The organism is Streptomyces sp. NPDC039423 (assembly GCF_055598725.1).
Window position 1 is genome coordinate 706,823 of the sequence record NZ_JBVKAH010000001.1, and the last position, 17,381, is coordinate 724,203.

At 65.5% G+C, this 17,381-nt stretch carries 15 protein-coding genes and 1 pseudogene; 10 read left to right on the top strand and 6 right to left on the bottom strand.

The annotated features are described in order from the left end of the window. Positions 1–288: 288 nt before the first annotated feature. Genes ACZ7LK_RS03145 through ACZ7LK_RS03155 form a run of 3 tightly spaced genes read left to right on the top strand, consistent with a single transcriptional unit; the run spans position 289 to position 4,618 of the window. Positions 289–1,845, top strand: coding sequence for a DEAD/DEAH box helicase (locus tag ACZ7LK_RS03145; RefSeq protein ID WP_471138132.1), 1,557 nt, complete (start codon positions 289–291; stop codon positions 1,843–1,845). After that, entirely contained in the window at positions 1,842–3,710 is a 1,869-nt protein-coding gene (locus ACZ7LK_RS03150; RefSeq protein WP_471138134.1) for an ATP-binding protein, read from the top strand. Before ACZ7LK_RS03145 ends, ACZ7LK_RS03150 begins: the two co-directional genes overlap by 4 nt. Next, the gene (locus ACZ7LK_RS03155; protein WP_471138136.1) at positions 3,707–4,618 is read left to right on the top strand and encodes a phospholipase D family protein; all 912 of its coding nucleotides are present in this window, start codon (positions 3,707–3,709) and stop codon (positions 4,616–4,618) included. Before ACZ7LK_RS03150 ends, ACZ7LK_RS03155 begins: the two co-directional genes overlap by 4 nt. A 113-nt stretch (positions 4,619–4,731) precedes the next feature. On the opposite strand, the gene ACZ7LK_RS03160 is transcribed toward ACZ7LK_RS03155, so the two are convergent. Continuing rightward, positions 4,732–4,911, bottom strand: a complete 180-nt coding sequence (locus tag ACZ7LK_RS03160; RefSeq protein ID WP_471138138.1) for a hypothetical protein — start codon at positions 4,909–4,911, stop codon at positions 4,732–4,734. A gap of 172 nt (positions 4,912–5,083) precedes the next feature. Here ACZ7LK_RS03160 and ACZ7LK_RS03165 point away from each other — a divergent pair, with 172 nt between their 5' ends. From ACZ7LK_RS03165 to ACZ7LK_RS03180, 4 genes are all read left to right on the top strand, one after another. Then, complete coding sequence (locus tag ACZ7LK_RS03165) at positions 5,084–7,627, top strand: ATP-binding protein (protein WP_471138140.1); 2,544 nt, start codon at positions 5,084–5,086, stop codon at positions 7,625–7,627. Positions 7,628–7,813: 186 nt separating this feature from the next. Then, complete coding sequence (locus ACZ7LK_RS03170) at positions 7,814–8,470, top strand: hypothetical protein (RefSeq protein WP_471138142.1); 657 nt, start codon at positions 7,814–7,816, stop codon at positions 8,468–8,470. Positions 8,471–8,607: 137 nt separating this feature from the next. Beyond that, the gene (locus ACZ7LK_RS03175) at positions 8,608–9,276 is read left to right on the top strand and encodes a class I SAM-dependent methyltransferase (protein WP_471138144.1); all 669 of its coding nucleotides are present in this window, start codon (positions 8,608–8,610) and stop codon (positions 9,274–9,276) included. Between the two features lie 472 nt (positions 9,277–9,748). Then, positions 9,749–10,549, top strand: coding sequence for a phosphoadenosine phosphosulfate reductase (locus tag ACZ7LK_RS03180; RefSeq protein ID WP_471138146.1), 801 nt, complete (start codon positions 9,749–9,751; stop codon positions 10,547–10,549). 101 nt (positions 10,550–10,650) lie between these two features. On the opposite strand, the pseudogene ACZ7LK_RS03185 reads toward ACZ7LK_RS03180, so the two are convergent. Continuing rightward, positions 10,651–12,134: pseudogene (locus ACZ7LK_RS03185) on the bottom strand (DNA phosphorothioation-associated putative methyltransferase). Positions 12,135–12,627: 493 nt separating this feature from the next. Here ACZ7LK_RS03185 and ACZ7LK_RS03190 point away from each other — a divergent pair. The 3 genes from ACZ7LK_RS03190 (at position 12,628) to ACZ7LK_RS03200 (ending at position 14,287) form a co-directional block, all read left to right on the top strand. Continuing rightward, the gene (locus ACZ7LK_RS03190; protein ID WP_471138148.1) at positions 12,628–12,906 is read left to right on the top strand and encodes a helix-turn-helix domain-containing protein; all 279 of its coding nucleotides are present in this window, start codon (positions 12,628–12,630) and stop codon (positions 12,904–12,906) included. A gap of 126 nt (positions 12,907–13,032) precedes the next feature. After that, on the top strand, positions 13,033–13,926 hold the full coding sequence (locus tag ACZ7LK_RS03195; protein ID WP_471138150.1) for a tyrosine-type recombinase/integrase: 894 nt from the start codon (positions 13,033–13,035) through the stop codon (positions 13,924–13,926). Between the two features lie 19 nt (positions 13,927–13,945). Beyond that, positions 13,946–14,287, top strand: coding sequence for a tyrosine-type recombinase/integrase (locus ACZ7LK_RS03200; RefSeq protein ID WP_471138613.1), 342 nt, complete (start codon positions 13,946–13,948; stop codon positions 14,285–14,287). A 300-nt stretch (positions 14,288–14,587) separates the two neighbouring features. Here the strand turns inward: ACZ7LK_RS03200 and ACZ7LK_RS03205 are convergent, their stop codons facing one another. From ACZ7LK_RS03205 to tgmB, 4 genes are all read right to left on the bottom strand, one after another. Beyond that, the gene (locus ACZ7LK_RS03205; RefSeq protein ID WP_392276578.1) at positions 14,588–14,878 is read right to left on the bottom strand and encodes a hypothetical protein; all 291 of its coding nucleotides are present in this window, start codon (positions 14,876–14,878) and stop codon (positions 14,588–14,590) included. A 72-nt stretch (positions 14,879–14,950) separates the two neighbouring features. After that, entirely contained in the window at positions 14,951–15,244 is a 294-nt protein-coding gene (locus ACZ7LK_RS03210; RefSeq protein WP_392276579.1) for a DUF6087 family protein, read from the bottom strand. A gap of 17 nt (positions 15,245–15,261) precedes the next feature. Further along, a complete protein-coding gene (gene tgmC / locus ACZ7LK_RS03215; RefSeq protein WP_392276580.1) occupies positions 15,262–16,425 on the bottom strand; it encodes an ATP-grasp peptide maturase system methyltransferase in 1,164 nt (387 codons plus the stop codon). Further along, positions 16,422–17,381 carry an ATP-grasp ribosomal peptide maturase gene (gene tgmB, locus ACZ7LK_RS03220; RefSeq protein WP_392276687.1) on the bottom strand — a complete coding sequence of 320 codons (960 nt, stop codon included), beginning with the start codon at positions 17,379–17,381 and terminating at the stop codon, positions 16,422–16,424. Before tgmB ends, tgmC begins: the two co-directional genes overlap by 4 nt.

The following is a 17,381-nucleotide window of genomic DNA, read 5'->3' on the forward strand; positions in this document are numbered from 1 at the left end:
GGGAGTTGGACCATGCGGTTGTGGCCTCATCGGGCCGCAGCCGGTCGCTAGTTGACGGATTGAGCCGAGCTGGCACCGGCTGTCAGTGGTCAGGGCTAGGGTGATCACGCGTTGCACTCACGTTGAACGGTGTGCGGCGCGTGAGGGAGAGAGATCTAGGAGGGGGCGAGGCTTGCGTGTGGTAGTTGCGCAAGGAGTGCGCGAGGCGCGGACGAACTGGGGGATGCTGTGATCGGGTCCCCTGGCATCGCCTTTCAGACCCTCCTGGCCGAGGCCCCCCTGGCGTACGTGCGTCGTCTACTGGGCTCGCACGCCTGTGAGCTGCTCGAACTTCTACATGAGGGATCTGTCGAACAGGCGATCCGGCAGGTTGCATCCTCTGCCATCGCGCCGGAACAGTTGATCAGTGACGCCGAGGAGCGCTCGCAGCTCCTCGCGCTGCTTCCCCCCGGTAAGGGGGAAGAACTAGCGGATCGCCTTGGCTGGGATCGGACCTCTTCCGCGGAAGCGTTCTTCTCCGCTCTGTCCTGGTCGCATGAGGAACGTCGCGCATTCCTTGGATTCCTCGGGCTTGTCGTTGACCGTGCACCGGAGGCTCCTATGGCCTCGCGGAGGCCTGCAGAACCTGCGTACGGACTGTTTCCCCATCAGCGGCGTGCCGCTGGCAGAGTGCGACGCCTGCTCTACTCCGGGGAGCGCCGTACTGTGCTCCACCTGCCGACCGGGGTCGGCAAGACTCGCACCGGTATGAACGTGATCTGCGATCACCTTCGCCAGAACGAGCCCACACTCGTCGTGTGGCTCGCGCGAGGCCGGGAACTGCTTGAGCAGGCCGCGGTGGAGTTTGAGCGCGCGTGGGCCTCCCTTGGTAATCGCGAGGTCACTGTGGCTCGTATGTGGGGCGATGCTCCTACGGACCTCGATGACATCACTGACGGTATCGTCATCCTCGGACTGGAGAAGGCCGGCGCTGCCGCGAAGAGTAGTCCCGGCTTCCTTGATCAGCTGGCTCTCCGCACTACGCTCACGGTCTTCGACGAAGCACATCAGGCCGTCGCTCCCACTTACCGCCGCGTGGTCGAAGCCCTCACACTGCGTAGCGACTCCAGCCTCTTGGGTCTGACCGCCACCCCCGGGCGGACGTGGGCTGACATTTCCGAGGACGAGAAGCTCGCGGACTTCTTCGCGCGCCAGAAGGTGATGCTGGAGATCGATGGCTATGACAATCCGGTGACGGCTCTCATCGAGCAGGGGTACCTTGCTCGTCCTGACTTTCGCACGGTTGCAGCTGATTCCGGGATGAAACTCAGCAGCCGAGACAAACAAGCCCTCGCAGCGTCTTTCGACATCCCCGATGAGTTGATCGCAGAGCTTGCCGACAATGTGCAGTGGAACCTCCAGGTCGTACGAACCGTGCTCGATCTCAGCGAACAGCACAGGCGCATCCTGCTGTTCGCCGCATCACTCGAGCACAGCCGCCTGGTCGTGGCCATCTTGACCATGTTCGGAATCGATGCCGAGCAAGTCACGGGTGAGTCCCCAGCACGTCATCGTGACCGAGTGATCAACCGCTTCAAGGGCCCAGGGATCCGACCGATGGTCCTGTCGAACTATGGCGTACTCACCACGGGCTTCGACGCTCCCGCAGCGAGCGCCGCTGTCATTGCCCGCCCCACACGCTCACTCGTGCTGTACAGCCAGATGGTGGGCCGCGTCATCCGCGGGCCGAAGGCCGGCGGCACTTCCACCTGCGACGTCGTGACCGTCGTCGATCCCGCGCTCCCGGGCTTCGGAGACGTGGCAGAGGCATTCACCAACTGGGAAGACGTTTGGAAGGCTCGATGACATCCAAGTACTCGATCGTCACATCCGACCTGACGGTCAAAGCCCTGCAGGACAGTGGATACAAGTCGACGGCGCACGCCATCGCCGAGCTGATCGACAACGGCATTGAAGCCGGAGCCGACCTTGTAGAGCTGTTCGTCGTTGAGTCGACCGACCGTCCCTCACAGCGCTCACGACACCGGGTCGAGAAGATCGCCGTCCTCGATAACGGCAGCGGCATGGACCCCGAGACACTCCGACAGTCCCTCCGCTTTGGCGCTGGGACACGGCAACACCGCAAGGGTATAGGGCGCTTCGGCGTCGGCCTCCCCAACTCCAGCATCTCCCAGTGTGACCGCGTCGATGTCTGGTCCTGGACGAACGGGCCCGACAACGCCTTGCACACGCACCTCGACCTCGCCGAGGTCCGCGATGGGCTGGAAGAGGTTCCCGAGCCCAAGCTGGATGGCGTTCCCGATGAGTGGCAGGCCCTCGCCGAAGGACTTGGGCCCACTGGCACCTTGGTGCAGTGGACTCAGCTGGAGAGAGTGCAGTGGCGTGGGGCGGAGGCCACACTGACCAACACCGAGGCCTTGATCGGGCGCATTTACCGCCGCTTGATCGCAGGTGGAACGCGGATCAAACTCGTTCCCGCACGTGGCTGGGCGCCCCTGCAAGGCGTACGCGATGCCCTCCCCAATGACCCGCTCTACCTGATGAGCCCGAGCGCGACCCCGGCTCCGTTCGACCACAAGCCGATGTTCCGACCCTTCGGAGCCGGCAATGTTGGCGAGGTTGGTGTCGAGAAGTTCATGGTCCGAGGGGCCGATGGCAAGGAGCACCCCGTCCTCGTCCGTTCCTCGATCGCCGTGGAGTCGGCGCGACGCCCCGATATCGAGGGCGCAGAGTGGCCCAAGAGCGTGTCTCCTAGCCTCAACCCTGGCCACACTCCTTGGGGCAAGCATGCCCACAAGAACCTCGGCATTTCACTCATCCGAGCCGATCGCGAACTCGACCTCGACACTGCCTGGACGAACTCGTACGACCCTGTCGAGCGCTGGTGGGGCGTAGAGATCGACTTCCCTCCCGCACTCGACGAGGTCTTCGGCGTCACCAACAACAAGCAGTCGGCGACGATCTTCTCGGAGCTCGCCTCCTTTAACTGGCGAGAAGAGGCAGCCGGGCTTACCTGGGACGAGTTCGTTGAACAGCTCCGAGAGGAGGGGGACCGACGACTGCCGCTCATCAAGATCGTCTACCACATCCGCGAGAAGCTGCTCGGCACCTTGCGTTCCAACCTCACTGACCAGACCCGGGGCACGCGTGCCAACCGGAAGCGGCATGAGGACGTTGAGACGAAGGCCGAGGAAGCGGTGAAGCGGCGCCGAGTGGAGACGAAGCCGACCTTTACTGACATGCTGGCAGAAGAGGTCACCGAGGAACAGAGCAAGGAGATTCAGCTCGAAAACCTCGTGGAGACCCACAAGTACACGCCTGCTGACGCGCAGCGGATCATCGAGGAGTCGATCCAGCAGGGTAAGCACGTCCGTCTGCTGACGAGCCGCAACCCGGACTCGCCAGCCTTCTTCAACATCGACTACATCCCCAACCTGCTCCAAGTCACCCTCAACCAGGACCACCCGGTCTACGCCGATCTCATCGCCGTGCTCGATGGCGACATCGACGGTGCGAGCAAGGAAGAGCTCGCAGAGCGACTGCGCAGTGCGGCCGGCGCCTTCAAGCTCCTCCTCATGTCCTGGGCGCGGTTCGAGGACGAGCTGCCTGACAAACCTCGGGAGCGAGCGAAGAAGATGCGACAGGACTGGGGCCGCATCGCCAGCGACTTCCTCGGAGCGGACGAGGCCGATGACGAGGACGATGAGTGACCCGAGACCACGTCTGGCAGCAGATTGAGCAGCTCCTCCGCGGAGCGACTCGTGACGTGCTCCTGGTGGCTCCCTTCATCAAGAAGGAGAACTTCGCAGCGGCCCTCACAGCAGTGCCGGCCAGCGTGGAACGCATTCAGTGCGTGACACGCTGGTCCGTGGCCGAGGTTGCTGCGGGCGTGTCCGACCCGGAGATCGCGGAGCTCGCGGAAGCCGACGGTCGGGTGAGTATCTCGCTCTGCCATAACCTCCACGCCAAGCTGTATGCAGCCGACGACCGTTGCCTCGTAGGCTCCGCCAACCTCACGGGTAAGGCAACTGGGCGAGTCCCCGCTCCGAACATCGAACTGCTCCTCGAAGCTGAACTCGCACATCCCGAGGTGCGCCGGATACTCGACGCCATCGACGTAGTCGCTGTACCTGGCACGGTGGAGCTCGCGCGCCAGATTCGCGAGCAGGCGGACCTCGTCCGTGACGATGAGGACGCCCCGCAGATGGTCGTGATCGGAGAGAGCGAGACGCGGGCGCGCTGGCTGCCAGAAACCAGGAATCCGGAGCGCCTCTACCGGGTGTACAACGGCCGACACCGGAACATGTCCAGTGACGTCCTCGCCGGAGTGTTGCGTGACCTCGTTCACATGGACATTTCGCCGGGACTCTCTGAGCAGGACTTTGGGGCCGCAGTTCTTGATCGGCTGCGATCCCTGCCAGAGGTCCGCACACTCGCGGAACGCGGGGCTCTGAACCTCGACGACGCGAAGATGACCCTCATCGACGGTGGATTCCACACGGCGGACCAGGCGCAACGGGCGGTGGAAACGATCGCCAAGTGGCTGAGCTACTTCGACGAGGTGTACCTCGTACCCGTCGGCCCTTGGGAGATCCGGCAGGGCAGAGAGATCAGGTGACCCCGCCGGACTGGCCCTAGTGTGACGTGTATAGCGTGGCAGGCTCGCTGGCCCGAGTCTTCTGGATCTTGCCGGGCGTCTCGGCGCTCGGCTCGCGGAGGGTCCGCCACGCGTCACGAGGAGAGCCACGACCACAGCGTTTCAATCGCGGAGCGGGTGACCACCGCCCAGACGCTCTTGATCAGGATGCAGGTGAGCCGCGCCCTGCGCGTGCGCGAGGTGCTCGGGACTGCCTTGCCTGCGGGCTCGCCGTCGCGTGCCGGGCGGCGCTTCGGAGCGGACTTCTTCGTCATGGGTGCCTCCTGTCGGATGCCGGTCGTGGTTCGTCCGGCGACAGCCCCAGATCTCCGCCTTCCAGAGGGTTTCCAGCGACCTTCGGCGAGGCCCGGAGGCACAAGTACGCTGGTGGGGACGGGGATGCGAGTCTTCCGGCGCACGATGGAACGGGAAGACAGATGGGGGAACATGGGCGGAGCAGTCGACCGATTCGGCACCGAGCTGCGTAGCCTTTACGAGGCGGCGGGTGAACCGACCCTGAGCCAGCTCGTCCGGCTCGGCTCGAACCAGGTCCCCCCGCTTCGAATCTCGGACTCCACGCTCAGTGCCTGGCTGAACGCGGGACACGTACCGGGCCCCGGCCCGAAGGAGAAGTACTTCTTCCTGCTCGTCACTTACCTGAACCGGCTGGCGGCGAAGAATGGGCATCCCACGCGGCCCGAGGGCACCTGGGCGGCCCTTCTCAAGGTGGCTCGCGACGAACGAAGGGCCCGCCGCGGTGGTCGGCCGCGCACCACGGCCGGATCGACCACGAGCGATCGACACGAAGTGCAGCAGACCGCGCCCGTCGTGGACCGGGTGCCACCCCGCCCAGTGACCTTCGTTGGCCGTGACGACTCACTGAACGACCTGCTCGCCCGGCTCGCCCCTCAGGACACGGCATCTCTCTCCTCCGTGGTCACCCTTGTGGCCGGCATGGGAGGCGCGGGGAAGACCGCGTTGGCCGTCGAGGCGGCCCATCGCGCCAGGGACCTCGGTTGGTTCACCGGCGGGACGTTCTTCATCGACATGCGCGGCTACAGCGGCAACGACGCCGACCTCGGGCCCGTGAACGCGGCTGCGCTTCTGCTCAGGCACCTCGGCACGCCGGAGGAGGACATCCCGCCCAGCGGAGACGACGTGCTGGCACTGTGGCAGGCCCGAGCAGACCAACTGGCCGGCCAGGGGCGACCGCTGCTGATCGTCCTGGACAACGTCTCGTCCGCGGGGCAGATCCTGCCGCTCGTTCCGACCCGTCCGCACCACCGAATTGTCGTCACGTCCCGGCACGTCCTGGCGTCCGTACCGGGACGCCACATCGATCTGAGCGAACTATCCCGGTCGAGCTCGGCACAGGTTCTCGACCGAACCCTGCGTATCGCCCGCCCAGAGGACTCCCGGGTCACCGACGCCCCCGATCACGCCGAGCGGATCGGCGACCTCTGCGGTGGATTGCCGCTCGCCCTCCAGATTGTCGCCGCCATTCTGGGGACGGAGCCCCACCGCCCCCTAACTGGCCTCGTCGAGGAGCTGGCAGACACCCGCAGCCGGCTCGACGGACTCGCCTACGAAGATGTCGACGCCCTGGGCAACCCCATGGCCGTACGGGCCGCCTTCGACCTCTCCTACCGACGCCTCGCACCAGCGGATGCCCGGGCCTTCCGGCTACTCGCCCTCGCCCCGGGACCCGACTTCTCTCTGGAGACAGCAGTCGTACTGCTCGACGCCGCTCCTCTCGGGACCCGGCAGGTCGTGCGTCGGCTCGCAGGGGCTCACCTTCTAGACGGTCGGGTCCCCGAGCGCTGGATGATGCACGACCTGATCCGCCTCTACGCGCAGGAGAAGGCGGATGAGCCTCAGCACACGGAGGAGGCGACAGAAAGCCTCAAGCGGATTCTGCTCCATCTGCAGGAAAACGCGCGGGAGGCCGACCTGCGGGTCCGTTGGAGGTCCGGCGACCCTGAGGGTGAGCGCTTCGTGTCGAGCAGCGAGGCGTGGGAGTGGTTCGACGCCGAGCACGGCACCCTCGTGGCGGCCGTCGCCATCGCCAACCGCGCCGGCTTCGATCTAATGACCGTATCCCTGGCCATGAACATGATCGGCTATTTCGAGCAGCGGGCCCATGCGGACTGGCGCGACGTCTTCGACACGGTGGAGGAAGCAGCGGGCAGGGTCGCGGACCCGCGACTCGACGTTGAGGTGCTGGCCAGCATCGGGGGCCTGTACGGGGCCACACACCAGGCGGAACAAGCCCTGTCCTACCTCTCGCGTGCCGTCAGACTCATCGAGGAACTGGGCGGCCACCCCAGCGAGGCGCCCGTGCTTAACTCCGCAGCCCTAGCGCTGATGGAACTGGGGGACCTCCAAGAAGCGCTCCCCACCTTGCAGCTGGCCATGGCTGTGTACCGCAAGAGGGGCGACAAACACGGCGAGGGGATGGTGCTCCACAACATCGCCTCCCTCTTCCTCAGGAACGGCGCCCCGGAGCATGCCCTGGAGCCCCTGGAGCGGGATCTCGCAATCTGCAGCGAGCTCGGCGACCGGGCTGGCGAGGGAACTACGCTGAACACCCTCGGCAACGTGTACTACGACCTGCGCCGGTACGAAGAAGCCGGGGCGGCCTTCCGAAAGGCCCTGGCCGTCGCCCGGGAGTTTGGCGATGTCGTGCTGGAGGGGCACTGCCTGAAGAACCTCGCGAACGTGTGCGCCGAACTGGCGAGGTTTGACGAGGCCTTTGCATTGTACGAGGAGGCCCTGGAGGTACAGCGGGCCCACGGGGACCGGTTCCGGGAGGGCGAGACCCTGATGAACCTCGGGCTCACCCATCATCAGCTGAACCGGCACGCACAGGCAGTGCACTGCTTCCGCGAGGCGATCGACGCATTCGAGGAGGTCGGCGTCGAGGACGCCGCCGACTGGGCTCGCGCGCGGCTTCGTGAGGTCCTGGCAGACAGCACCGGCCACACTCCGTGAGGAGGTGGGTGAGTCCTCATCGAACCAACAAGATCGTAAAGACACCCTGTCAACCCGCCGACGAGCGCAGTCGCAGCTGGGATGCCCGGCTGAGGGCGGGTATGCAGCGCGAGCGGTATCTTTGGAGGATCTCATGCTCTTCCGCGGGGGTCTTCGCCTGCCACGCTGATCGAAAAGGTGCTGCGCATGGTGGCGGTACGGAAGCCGTATCTGCTTGGACACGCCGAGATCGCTGCCCTTTACGGAGTGGAGCGTCAGACCTCGCAGAAGTGGAGAGCCGAAGGGACCCTGGCTGAACCTGATGTGGTGATCTCGGGGAACCCCTACTGGCTGCTGCCGACGGTGCTTCAGCTCCGTCAGGACGGCGCTCGGGAAGTCGCAGAGCAACGGGTGGCCGAGTATGAAGCCTCCGTACCCGGCGGATATCTCGTCGAACGGTCAGAGCGGCTTCCGACCATCGTGGGGCTCATGGAAGTTGCCGAGATCCTTGGCCGTGACCGGGGGACGATTTCCCGCTGGCGCCACCGGAAGCAGATCGCGCCACCTGATCTTGAGCTGTCCGGTTCGCCTCTGTGGCTCATCGAGACGATCGTGGCTGATGCGAAGGCCCGTGGCCGTGCGGTACAACAGGAAGAAGTCCAGCGGCTTCGTGGCGGAGCGCGCGGTCTGCAAAAGCCCCGGGGGCGTCGCAGCGCATCGCTGGCATCTCATCCCGCTCGGGCGCCTCTTCCTGCTCCTCGGACGTTTACGAGCGAAGAGGGCGACGAAGCGGCGAGTTTCCTAGCCGCAGCCTTTGCGCAGGGGCACTCAGTGGTGATCCGGCCTCTGCGGAGCAAGGCGTAAACGTCGCTCCTTGGGCAGCTTGGGCCCGGTGGACTCCCCGCTCACGCTGATGTGGTTGCATGCCTGACGGGGCCGCTACGCCCGCTTCTGCCATCGGCAGGGTGATGCTGAGATCAGCGGGTAGGTACCCTTCAGCCATGGGCGATGAGGTGGCTCCCAACGCCGGTGGACGTCGGCTGGCCAGGGGAACTGCTGGATACGCCGAGGCGGCGGACGTGCTGGCTGTTCAGTACGAGGCAGTCACTTTCGACGATGTCCACCGCGACGTGCTGCGGTTCGTTCCTGCCAAGCCTGGCCGGGTCTTGGACGTGGGCGCAGGGACTGGGCGCGACGCTGCCGCGCTGGCAGCCCTGGGGCACAACGTCGTGGCTGTTGAGCCGACTGTGGAGCTGCGAGCGCACGGGCAGAGGCTTCATGCGGACAGCGGGATTGACTGGGTTGACGACGCTCTCCCGGACCTCACACTGAGCCGGCATCCGGTTCGGTTTGACGCGATCTTCGCCACTGCGGTGTGGATGCATCTGGATGATGAGGAACGTCGACGAGCGATGGCGAGGATCTCCGCCTTGTTGGTGCCTCGCGGTCGGTTCTTCGTGGACCTGCGCCACGGTCCTGTGCCCAATGGCCGCCGAATGTTCGAGGTGTCCGCACCTGAGACGGTTGAGTTGGGCAGTGCACATGGGCTGCAGACAGTTCACCGCAGCGAGCGTCGTGACCTTCATGGCCGTGACGGCGTCCGGTGGAGCTGTCTGGTACTGCAGTCAAACTGCGTCGACAGCTCAGATCCGCTGAACGCGGCCTGCTGACATCGCCTTCCGCGTGCTCAGCCGCTGTGATCGAAGACTGCTGAGTTTGCGCTCGTCATGGAGCGGACGCTTTCTTGAGGGTTCATGGTGCCCGTAGCGCGACCTTGACCGCCGATGCTGGATCGGCGCCCACCGCTGCGTAGTGGCCCGTGAAGGCTCATCCCCGTCGGTCAGCTGGCAGTTGGTGAAGCGCGAGAGCGCAGCGCATCTTGCGGTGCGGTCCCATGGGCTCCGCAGCTTGCGGCCAGGGTGTGCCGCGTCGGTAGAAGCAGACGCTGTTCGACGCCCTGTGCCCGTTTGGGGTGCACGGTGGGCGACTTGCGCCTTGGATGGAATAAACAGTTGATGGTTGGTTGTGGTCCATAGAAACTTTCAACGGCGATGTAGCCCTCTAGATCGGAAGTCACATGTCAGACCATCTCCCTGACCCGCGACGCGAAAGCGACCGCATCCCTTGCCATGAGAGGGCCTCGTGAAGGTCATCTCGTATGGCGGCGGAGTTCAATCAACTGCCCTGCTGGTTCTCGCGGCTCGGCGCGAGATTGACTATCCAACTTTCCTGTTCGCGAACGTGGGTGACGACAGCGAACACCCTGGGACCTTGGCGTACGTGCGCGAAGTAGCGAGGCCGTACGCCGCCCGTGCTGGCCTCGACCTGCATCATCTGGAGCGCCGCCGTCGAGACGGTTCGACCGAGACTCTGATGGAGAGGCTGAACAGGCCGGGCATTCGATCGATCCCGATTCCCATCCGGATGGCCAACGGCGCGCCTGGGCGCCGGTCCTGTACTGCTGACTTCAAGATCAAGGTTGTGGGGCGCTGGTTGCGCGAGCACGGTGCCACCGCCCTCGATCCAGCCACCGTAGGCATCGGCATATCCCTCGATGAGATCCACAGAGCGAACCGTCGCCGCTGTGAGGCGCACGAGCAGATCGAGTACCCCCTGCTCGACCTTGGGCTTCGTAGAAGCGACTGTGAACGCATCATCCAGGACGCAGGGCTGCCGGTTCCGCCGAAGAGCGCCTGCTTCTTCTGCCCCTTTCGCACGGTTGAAGCCTGGCGGCTTCAGCGGCGGGTCGAGCCCGAGCTCTTCAAGGTGGCGGTTCAGCTAGAAAAGACGATCAATAGGCGACGAGCAGCACTTGGAAGGGACTCTGTGTACCTGACTCGGTACGGCAGGCCCCTTGAGGAGGCCATACCGGGACTCGACTCTGAGGCTGATGCTCCGGAGGTCGGAGACGGTGACTGCGATTCTGGATGGTGCATGACCTGACCGTCGGCCCCGGCGGCGCTGGATGGCGAGAGCGACTTCAGCGTCACCGGGGCTGCAGACTATCCGGGGTTGGTGGGGAGCCGACAATTTCGCTGAACCGCTCAACTACCAGTCCGGCGGACCAGCCGATGGCCTCTCAACGATCGTCCAGTGCGCGAGAGCTCCCGCTCCCATCCTTCCTCGTTGCCGATCAAGTGCGGATGCTCGTAGAGGCCAGCGCGTACCTCCGCTTCGGTCAACCGCTGGTACCTCGGAGCGTCCGGGTCGTCTGGGGCCAGGAACTCGTGTTTGCGGTGGAGCAGAGGTCGGTTCGTCGAATCGGCGTACGACAGGAAGGAGGACTTCAGGGGCTGCAAGTCAACCGTATAGGAGGATGTAAGCCGGGAGTGGGGATCCGAGTCGAAGTCAGGGTAATCGAGCCAACTTACCCCGCGGCCCTGGTGACGGAGCTTGACGACAGTCCACGCAGGAGGTCGACCAGCAGCGATGCTGGCGCACTGCTCGTAGACACGCAGAACGGTGGGGATTCGCGGAAGCGCCCTGCGGTGCACGTAGAGGCTGTCGCAGTGAACTTGCCAGCCAAAGATCCGTTCATGGCGCGACGCACGTACGCATCGTCGCGAAGCTTGAAGAGAAGCCGGTCTGCCCGCTTGCACGCCTCCGCGTACGACGAGAAGAAGGCCCGAATGTCCAACTGAACCGGGATGGGGAGGCTGCTGGACGGCCCGCGGCCGTGGAAGAGCTCGACTGCAAGGAAGAGCAGTGTGTCGAGGGATGACCGCTTCGCGCCAGCCTCTACCTTCAACGGATCGGCGGACTGCTCGGCAAGGCGCTTGAGTTCTTGAGGCCTTAGGTGACCGAGGAGTGCCGCTACGGGCTGAGGCATCTCCTCGAGATTCGGGAGTCGACCACGGCGCTCCAGATGATCTACGACGGCAGAGATCGCGGACGCGGTGTCCTCGGAGGCCAGCCAATGGGCGTCTGGCATGACCTGACGAGCGAGGTAGGCGAGACGCGCTTCGTCACTCCTGAAGGCGTAAAGGATCCCGGGAGCCGCTGACAGGCAGCGGACACCAGTCACGTCCTGAACGAGGTCCCAAAGCTCGTTCGACGCGAAGAGGTGCTGGAAGGTATTGCGGCTCGTGAGGACACCGTCGCCATACTTCTTGCCCTTGATCTGGTTTCGCTCCCAACGAAGCCGGGCCGAAACCACGAGCGTGCCCCTCGTGTGCTCCCATGCCTTCGCCAGCGTGGCGCGCCGCTCAGCAGGGTTCTCGATGACGTTGAGGACGTAGGTGAGGAGCACGACGTCGGAGGGACGGAGCTCCCCGTCAGGCCGGTGCATAGGGTCCCAACCGGAGACGTCGAGCCCGAGCTGCTCCAGAGCGCGAACATCGCCGCCTCTGCCACAGCCGTAGTCCAGAGCCCGCACGCCATCAGTCATCTGTAGGTCGATCACGGCCTGACGCGCGGGAGCGGAGAGCCCGACCCTGCCGATGGCAGTTTGATGCCTCTGGCTGCTCCACGGCTGCAGTGTCATCGGCGCTTCCCGTGAGTCGAGGTGCAGATCGACGTACAGCAGCATTGAATCGCATGCCCGGCCGGGGGCTCATCAGATCCAGGAGTCAATCTCCAGCATCGGCGCCGCCTGCGAGTGACAACACTTTCCAGCGCTCGCCCCGCCGGGTGGATGCTGGCGCCCGATGCGATGGAACGGCCCAGCCGATCAGGTTTCGGGTCTCGAAGCATGAGCGGCCTCGGCGAGCGTTGAATGCTGGGTCACAAGCCGGCGGACGCGACGTGATTGCTCCCGGAAGCCTGGCTCGTAAGCACAATCTGCCCCGCCGGCACCCGCTCGTCGCAGCCGCATTGTTCGCGAGCGAAGCGCTCGAGACGGGACAGCGACGCTGGATGAACGTCGTCTTCCGGTATCACGTCGGGACGGCTGCACCAAATCACCGATTCTCCGGATTCTGATCCGTCTCGCCAGCCCCTGCCGCGCGGTGAACGTCGTCACGGTGCGGCAGCCGGGAGGTCGGAACGCCCGCTGCTTCGGCAGCGCTTACACCGGAGACACGATGCGTAACCAGTCCAATCCTGCCGCTGAGGCCGCTTTCCTGAACGTCCAGAACGCCGCGAAGTACATGGGCATCTCGGTGAACACGCTCTACGTGTGGCGTCACCGCCGGCAAGGGCCGCCCAGCTTTCGGATGGGTCCCGGCGGAAGGGTCATGTACCGCCGGGATCTGCTCGATGCGTGGCTCAGTGAGCAGCAGCAGGTGGACTCGCGGTCGAACCCGGCCCTCAACCCGTTGAACAAGGCCCCGCAGCAGCGTGAGCGTCGCCGGGCTGCCTGACCTGCGAAAACTGGTCTGAGGAGTTCATTAGCACTCGGAATTTCGTGCGCACGGCGATCGTCTGTGTGTCTGATCGCGACGCTGATCGCGTCGAGAGAAGCCAGGCGAGCCGAGGGTAAGACGAGTATGGCGGGTTACATCGAAGACCGGTGGCTGAAGAAGCGACCGAACAAGGAGACGGGCAAGCGCGAACGCACCGCTCTGTGGGGCAAGTGCACGCGCTATCGGGTCAAGGGGATACCGGGGGTCCGCGACCGGTCTTTCGACACGGTCGCGGACGCCAAGGCGTGGCTTGCCGAGGCGCAGACCGACGCACGTCGGGGGGATTTCGTCGACGCGCGAGACGGTGCGATCAGCCTTCGTGAGTACGTCGAGAAGCACTGGTGGCCGTCCCAGGTGCATCCCGCTCAGACGCTGGAAAGCATGAGGCACCGGATCTGGGGGCAGGTGCTGCCGCAGCTCGGAGACCTGGCGCTCAGGGACATCGGTGTCGCGGAGCTGCGCAAGTGGTCGGCCGACGTGCAGAGGGCGGTGGCGTCGAGCACGGCTTATGTCGCGTGGGTGTACCTCAAGGCGATCATGCAGGCCGCGGTCGAGGACAAGCGGCTCTACCGCAACCCGTGCAAGGGCAACAGCTCGATCAAGCCGCCGAAGAAACCGGAGCGCAAGGCTCGCGCCTGGGAGCAGGATCGTGTCGACGCCGTACGGGAGGCGCTGGCCGACCGCTACCAGATCGCCCTCGACCTCGGCGTCGGATGCGGACTCCGACAGGGTGAGGTGTTCGGCTTCAGCCCCAACGACGTCCACGGCGACTTGGTGCACGTCGAGCGCCAGATCCTCATGTACAAGTCGCGGCTGTACTTCGGCCCGCCCAAGGGTGGCAAGGAGCGCGACGTGCCTCTGCCGAAGGTGCTCGCGAAGCGACTCCTCACTCACCAGGAACGCTTCGAGCCGATCGACGTCACCCTGCCGTGGCTGGACCCCGAGGAGCCCGATCCTCGCGCGCGAGGATCGGCGTAAGGTCACCGTCCCGTTGCTCGTGTACACCGGGCGGCGTGGTGCGATCAACCGCACCACCTGGAACACCAAGGCGTGGAAGCCGGCGCTCGCCGACGTGGGAGTCATCCCGCCGCTGCCCGAGCGGCAGCCGGGCGAAAAGCCGTCGCGCGTATGGGAGCCGAGCCGCGAGCACGGCTTCCACGTCCTGCGTCACACGTACGCCTCGGTGATGCTCGAAGCCGGTGAGTCGATCGTCTCGCTCGCGAAGTGGCTGGGGCACTCCGATCCGGCGTTCACGCTCCGGACGTACACTCACTTCATGCCGCAGGCTGGCGCGCGGGGACTGTCCGCGATCGAGGCGTGGCTCACGGATCTCGGCTGAAAGTCCCTGAGAAGTCCCAGAGGGTCGGAACAGCCGCCGGATTCCCATAAACGTGCAGGTCAGAGCGTGATCGCTCCCTGAGTGGGGCAGAACCCGGCGTACAGCCCGACTCGTCTGCCCCACAGGCGTCTGATCTGCGGTACCGCAGGTCAGACGCCTGTTCTCGTGGAATCGTGGGCGCCCACTCACCCCGTTCCGTACCGGCTTAAACCGGACCTCGCTGCTACGAAGGTAGCCACGCTGGGCGGCTTGGTGTGGGTGTTGGCTGAGTCGGGGGCCCTCCGCGCGATGCGTCTACGCCTAGGTGTCCTCTGTTGCGGTCCCGGGGCCGGTGGAATTCTGCTCGTCAAGCCAGGCTTGAATGCCGCCAGGGTTCTGCGCGGGTGCGTCGAACGGGATGATCGGAAACGGGGGCAAGGTGGACAGCGGAGCCGCCCCGTCAGCGGGGAGCGCGGCCACCGAGGGCTCAAGCTCCTCGATCTTGTAGCCAATCAGGGCGTTCCGGGCTGCCAGAGCGTAGCGAGTATCGCGGGCCAGCCACGTCAAATACACCCGCTGTGCCCATCGGTCATCGGATATGTCGTTACTCACGGGCGCCAGTGTGCCGCGGGTGGTCTACCGGCTGGGGGCCGGTTTCAGAGGTATGGCTTGGACGCCAGAGAATCATGAGGAAGTCGGAGGCTTCCGATGTCTGCCGGTCCCTGGGCCGAGCTTCGGTGTTGCCTCACGGGTGGAGGTAGCGTCGGTGTGGGGAAACAGGATGCGTCGTGCTTCCGCGAGGTTCGCCGCGAAGCCGTGCGGTTCCCACAGATGGCCGTTCCACCGCTGGATCGCGCGGGGAGCATCGGGGTTCAGATGCGATGCCCTCGGGTCGCCGGTGACGAGGGGTACGGCGCGGAGCTGCCCGATCCTCGCATCGCGACGCTCGGCCCACTGGGAGAGCGGTTCGTCGTCCATGTCCGGAGCGTAGTGGGTCAGGTGATCCGGTGTTCCCAGCGCAGGGAGGGCGCCTGGTCAATCCAGTACCGGTGGGACGTGGGCGTCACGTGGAGCCGTACGGAGTCGATCTCCGGTGCCCCGGCGACCTGCCAGGCGACGAGGGAACGTTCCACGTCGTCCCACAGGGCCACCGGACCGCCTTGGCGGACGGTCCAGTTCTCGCCGTCGGCGAGGAACTCGGCGAACGACTCCTTCTCCGGATCGAACAGGTACCGCAAGGGCGAGCCGTCACCGCCCGTCGCGCGGACGAACTGAACGCCGGGCGCCGCCAACTGCGCAACGAAGGCGGGCATCCACTCCTCCAGGACAAGAGGAGACACCTGAGTGCGCCGCTCACTGTCCGCGTACGCGGTCCGGGCGGAGAGATCGCCAGCCGCGGGAGCCACTGCCTGGGCGCGCGCCTGCATGAAGGAGGAGCGCCCGACGAACGAGCCCTCGGCGGTGCCGTCATCGCCGACGGTCAGTTTCGCAAGGCCGGTTCCCCACGGCCACGAGCCGACCGTGCCGAGGACGATGCCTCCAGGGATCGTCTGCCTGATCCAGGCGTACGGGATGCGGCGAACCGCGCAGGTGGCGATGACCCGGTCGTACGGTGCTCGGTACGGGTGGCCGAGGAGACCGTCGCCCGTCACCGTCCATGTCGAGAAGCCGACGGCTTCGAGAGCGGCATCGGCGCGTGCGGCCACCTGTGCGTCGACCTCGACCGTGGCGACGTTGTCCTCGCTGAGGTAGTGGCACATCAGGGCTGTGGAGTAGCCGGTGCCTGTGCCGATCTCCAGGACTCGGTGGCCCGTCACGAGGTCCAGGGTCTCGATCATGCCGACAACGGTGGCCGGGTCGGTCGAGGAGGACGTGGGCACGCCCATTACGGGTTCGTCGGCCTGGTCGGCGGTGAGGTGGCCGTCGAGCTGGGTGGTGAGGGTGTCGACGCTGTATGCGATCTTCAGCCACTCGTCCGGATTCGTGTCGGTGACGGTGACGGGCCGCCAGGTCCGCCCCTCGTCCAGGAAGACTCCCGGGCGGAGGAACCGCTCGCGGGGGACGGACTCGATGGCCTCACGCAGCCAGGGGGATTTCAGGACCCCGTCATTCATGAGAACAGTCGCCATGCGGCGTCGCTCGGATGCCGGATCGGTCATCGGCGATCTCCTTGTGCGAGTAGGTCGGCGAAGGCAGCGGACATCGGGAGGCCAGTCTCGGTCTCCAGCCACCCCCACTGTCCGTTGGGATTCAATTCCAGCCACCAGTAGGCCCCCGCCCGGTCGACCGCGAGGTCGAAGCTTCCCGATACCAGATCCAGCCGGTCCAGGTAGGCATGCAGTCCCTTGGCCACCCGGTCGGGAAGGTGCTCCACGGTGTAAGTCAGGGCGCTGTAGTCCTTGCGCCAGTCCAGGAGTTGGGAGTCGATGCGTACGGCGAACGTGTGCCGGCCTACGAGCAGTACGCGAACGTCGGCGACTTTGTCCACGCGGGCTTGGAACAGGTGGGGTGCGACCCGAACGCTGTCGTCGAGATCGTCGGGGGTGACGGGGGCGGTCCATCCCGTCATCGGCACGCTGTCACGCGTGTAGGGGGTCCATCGCAGCGTCTTGAAGATCGCCTGCCCTTGAGCCTGGACGAACTCGCGGGCCTCGTCCGGGTCGTTGGTGACAAGGGTGGGAGGGATGGTGAAGCCGAGTTGCTGGGCGAGAACGAGCTGCCCGGGCTTGTAGTCGGCTGCGGTAACGCGCAGGGGGTGGTTGACCCAGAGAGGGCCGCCCAGGGCGAAGAGGGTGCCACCGAGTCCGTAGCGGACCTGCGCCGCCGCGAACCGGGAGTCGTCAGCGGACAGGTGGGGAAACGTGGGCCATTCCGGGCGGCGCCAGTACACCGACCGGACGTGGGTCACATCAGCGGTTCTCGACGGGGTGCGTACCTGCCCGACCACCGGGGCCGGGCAGGTGCCGAATCGAGCCGAGACCGTGAGGTTTTCGCCGATGTCGGCGGGGTTGAACCGGACCACCGGCACATCTCGCCGGTTGAGTTCGGTGATCACCATGTCGGCGGTGATGTCGTCCGCCTCGGTGGCCACCAGAACCGGCCTCTCCTCGGTCAT

Bases quoted from the DNA above. Each gene is read 5' to 3' on its own strand.
- ACZ7LK_RS03150 (WP_471138134.1), top strand. From the start codon at position 1,842: ATGACATCCAAGTACTCGATCGTCACATCCGACCTGACGGTCAAAGCC.
- ACZ7LK_RS03160 (WP_471138138.1), bottom strand. From the start codon at position 4,911: ATGACGAAGAAGTCCGCTCCGAAGCGCCGCCCGGCACGCGACGGCGAG.
- ACZ7LK_RS03165 (WP_471138140.1), top strand. From the start codon at position 5,084: ATGGGCGGAGCAGTCGACCGATTCGGCACCGAGCTGCGTAGCCTTTAC.
- ACZ7LK_RS03170 (WP_471138142.1), top strand. From the start codon at position 7,814: ATGGTGGCGGTACGGAAGCCGTATCTGCTTGGACACGCCGAGATCGCT.
- ACZ7LK_RS03175 (WP_471138144.1), top strand. From the start codon at position 8,608: ATGGGCGATGAGGTGGCTCCCAACGCCGGTGGACGTCGGCTGGCCAGG.
- ACZ7LK_RS03190 (WP_471138148.1), top strand. From the start codon at position 12,628: ATGCGTAACCAGTCCAATCCTGCCGCTGAGGCCGCTTTCCTGAACGTC.
- ACZ7LK_RS03195 (WP_471138150.1), top strand. From the start codon at position 13,033: ATGGCGGGTTACATCGAAGACCGGTGGCTGAAGAAGCGACCGAACAAG.
- ACZ7LK_RS03210 (WP_392276579.1), bottom strand. From the start codon at position 15,244: ATGGACGACGAACCGCTCTCCCAGTGGGCCGAGCGTCGCGATGCGAGG.
- tgmC (WP_392276580.1), bottom strand. From the start codon at position 16,425: ATGACCGATCCGGCATCCGAGCGACGCCGCATGGCGACTGTTCTCATG.
- tgmB (WP_392276687.1), bottom strand. From the start codon at position 17,381: ATGACCGAGGAGAGGCCGGTTCTGGTGGCCACCGAGGCGGACGACATC.